Origin of the sequence: Micromonospora sp. LOL_024, from assembly GCF_048060415.1 — a bacterium.
In the GTDB taxonomy this organism is placed as follows: domain Bacteria; phylum Actinomycetota; class Actinomycetes; order Mycobacteriales; family Micromonosporaceae; genus Micromonospora.
Genome location: NZ_JBHMIS010000096.1, coordinates 1 through 2,644, shown reverse-complemented (window position 1 = coordinate 2,644; position 2,644 = coordinate 1). Strand labels below are relative to the sequence as shown.

The following is a 2,644-nucleotide window of genomic DNA, read 5'->3' as shown; positions in this document are numbered from 1 at the left end:
CAGACCGCGAATGGCAACGCGCCGACGCCCTCCAACCCGGAGACCAACTCGCCAGCACCACTGCGACCCCCGTACGAGTCACCGGCACAGCAACTGCGGTGCCATGGCGTGCGCTCGCCTACAACCTCACCATCGACGACCTCCACACGTACTATGTGCTCGCCGGCAACACGCCCGTCCTGGTTCACAATTCAAATTGTGTTCCCGATCTGGGGGTGGCCTGGAAGGCGAAGCCGGCAGCAGAAGTGTGTGGAACCGGTGGGTGCGAAAGAGTAGCCGATCATATCCAATCTGTCATTGGCGGTGACGTCATGCGGATAACGGACCGATACGGTGCGCCTTTCTTGGGTAAGTATCGCGGCGTCGATAGTGGTTGGGGGTATCATGACGTCGTTGTGAAGGATGGTCGAGTATTCGATGCCACCACGGGAAGACACGGTGAATTAATGGCCGACTATAGGGCAGTCTGGGAATATGGAGATGATCTCGTATTTAATCCGGCTCCTAGGTGACGGGTCAGTCTATGGAGCTGCGTGAAAGGCTTGCTGACGTGCGGAGACGCCCGCACGCGTACGGCCTCAGTACCTTCGGTGAGGTTGTCGCGTTTGTGATGGGTGTTGATGCGGCGACTGATTGGCAATTCTTGGAAGGATTCCGTGAATGGTTAGCGGTCAAGTCTGGGCTTGGTGCAAATCTTGCGTTGCCGGTATTGCTAGTCAGGATCGCCTATCCTGATTCGGGAAATGACTTCTGGGTTGCAGCTATGCGTGAAGATAGCTCTAAGGCTGCGGTCTTGCTATTCGATGAGTTGGAAGCCTTTTTGGAGTCCAAGCGCTTGCGTAATTCCGAGTAGGCTGGTTCGGTCTCCGGACTTCCAGGAGCATCATTTGAACCGTGACTCGGGGTGGGGTTCCTGCCTGCTTGTCCTGCGCCGATGGGCGTGGTCGTTCGCCTGGGTTGCTGTCACAACTGCTGTCACAACTGCTGTCACAACTGCTGTCACAACTGCTGTCACAACTGCTGTCACAAAGGCAGTCATATGCACAAACGTCAATGAGGTTCGCCGGGGTGCGAACGATCCTGCCAAGCTCGCTCGCATCCGCACTGCGGTCGGGGAGATGCCGATCCTCCTCCTCGGGATCGGCGCACAGGGCGGCGACATCGACGCGTGCCTGAGCGGCGGCACGGCGGGTGCGACGTTTTTGGTCTGATCGTCAACTCCTCCCGCGACATCCTGTACGCGTCAGCCGGAGATGACTTCGCCGACGCCGCCCACGGCGCGGCGAGCATGCTCAACGCCCGCCTCGCCTCAGCATCCACCACACGCCCCTAACTTGATCTTTAACCCGCTGAGGTCTTGTGGGGACCCCGATCGGTCACGGAAACAGCCCCTGGTCGATGATCTTCTTGTCTAGGGAAGAACATCAATGACCAAGGGCTGTTCTGGTGATCAGTGTGCATGACCGTGGTCCGGGCGATGCCGTCGGAGAGTTGGCGGGGTTCCGGCGAGAGTTGTACGACTGCTTGACTGCCCGGGCTGACGCGTTGTTCGAGTTGACGGATGCGGTGTTGTGCGCCGACGGGCCGGTCCGGTCGTTGGTGGAGTTGTCGCTGGAAGGTGAGCACCGTCGGGGTCATGGGGCGTTGTATGACACCCTCGCATGCGGGCGTCTGGACATCGATCGGTTGCGTACCGCTCTCGCCCGGGTGCCGCTGCCGCGGGCGGCCGACGGGCGTCTCGTTCTGGCGGTGGACATCACCTGCTGGCTGCGGCCGTACGCGCACACCTCACCGCAGCGGATCCTGTGTCACACCTATGGGCGCGGGAAAGACCAGACGATCATGGTCTCGGGCTGGCCGTACTCGATGGTCGTGGCCCTGGAATCGGGCTGAGCCGCGTCCACGCCCACCAGATCGAGTGATGCCGGTCCGGCTGCCGTGCCCGACCAGACCGGCCCGACGAGTGGGCTGGCCTCACTCGTAGCGCCCACCCGGACTGCGCCGGATCAGCTGGCCGGCTATGGGCTGGCCTCGGTATCGACTCGACCTGTCTGGTCGGTTCTTTGTCCGGGTGGTTGTTGACCAGTGAGCGTGATGCGACAGCATGTAGTGGTGCTTGAGGACCCGAGTAGATGGCGCAGGCTCGTTGCCGAGTACGGCGCGCTTCGCCAGCCGGGCTCCGGCCTGACCCGACAGGCGCGTGGCCAACGGCTTAACGAGATGATCGCCGAACTTCTAACGACCTTTGGCCTGCGAGCGAAGTCGGACCAGCGGAGCGTCGGCGAGTTGGACGTCGTCTTCAACCACGCGGGCCGGCGCTACATTCTGGAGGCCAAGTGGGAGCAGGCCAAGACGGGGACGGGGCCGATCGCGAAGCTCCAACGACGCGTCGAGCAACGCATGGCCGGGGTGACCGGGGTCTTCCTGGCGATCAAGGGTTTCACCGACGAGGCCATAGACGAAGTCGACAAGGGTCGGCGTCTGGATGTGCTGTTGCTCGACCAGTCCCATTGGGAGGCGATGCTGAGCGGTTTCGTGCCGCCGCAGGAACTTTTCGAGTTGGTTACTGACGCCGCTTCCTTCCCAGGGCTTAATCAAGTTCCGTGGGTGTCCGGAGTGTTGGTGATGCCCAGGATGGGGAGTG

4 protein-coding genes and 1 pseudogene are annotated in these 2,644 nt (G+C 61.5%); all 5 read left to right on the top strand.

Annotation, left to right across the window (positions count from 1 at the left end):
* On the top strand, positions 1–512 hold a 512-nt coding region (locus tag ACFHWY_RS28175), incomplete at its 5' end, for a polymorphic toxin-type HINT domain-containing protein (RefSeq protein ID WP_416583272.1).
* Positions 513–523: 11 nt separating this feature from the next.
* Positions 524–853, top strand: a complete 330-nt coding sequence (locus tag ACFHWY_RS28170) for a hypothetical protein (protein WP_416583271.1) — start codon at positions 524–526, stop codon at positions 851–853.
* A 315-nt stretch (positions 854–1,168) separates the two neighbouring features.
* Positions 1,169–1,333, top strand: coding sequence for a hypothetical protein (locus tag ACFHWY_RS28165; protein WP_416583270.1), 165 nt, complete (start codon positions 1,169–1,171; stop codon positions 1,331–1,333).
* Positions 1,334–1,446: 113 nt separating this feature from the next.
* Positions 1,447–1,890 (top strand): annotated as a pseudogene (locus ACFHWY_RS28160) (transposase); the annotation flags it as partial.
* Between the two features lie 222 nt (positions 1,891–2,112).
* Positions 2,113–2,644, top strand: a 532-nt coding sequence (locus ACFHWY_RS28155) for a restriction endonuclease (protein ID WP_416583269.1), incomplete at its 3' end; no start/stop codon positions are given.

Coding starts and splice junctions, on each gene's coding strand:
- ACFHWY_RS28170 (WP_416583271.1), top strand. CDS start 524: ATGGAGCTGCGTGAAAGGCTTGCTGACGTGCGGAGACGCCCGCACGCG.